The following is a 302-nucleotide window of genomic DNA, read 5'->3' as shown; positions in this document are numbered from 1 at the left end:
CACACGGAAATGCTCGTCGACGCATTCTTACTCATGTATAAAAAAGGCCGTCTGACCAACCGTTGCAAGAGCCTTGACCGGAATAAAGCCGTTTGGTCTTTTGCCGCAGGCAGCGAAGAATTGTATGAATGGTTGGATGATAACCCCTATTTAGCGGCTTACCCCGTTTCCTATGTCAATGACCCTTGCGTAGTAGCTCAACTGGATAACTTTATCTCCATCAACAACTGTCTCGAAGTAGACTTGTTCGGACAGGTTTCTTCCGAATCGTCGGGAACAAAGCACATCAGCGGAAGCGGCGG

1 protein-coding gene is annotated in these 302 nt (G+C 48.3%); it reads left to right on the top strand.

Annotation, left to right across the window (positions count from 1 at the left end; genetic code table 11):
* The coding region (locus PGX78_RS07115; protein WP_333523997.1) for an acetyl-CoA hydrolase/transferase C-terminal domain-containing protein at positions 1-302 on the top strand (302 nt) is incomplete at both ends.

The organism is Megasphaera sp. AF13-6AC (assembly GCF_027685385.1).
Lineage (GTDB): Bacteria > Bacillota > Negativicutes > Veillonellales > Megasphaeraceae > Megasphaera > Megasphaera micronuciformis.
Note: the sequence above shows the minus strand (reverse complement) of the source record. Positions and strands in the feature narration are given on the sequence as shown.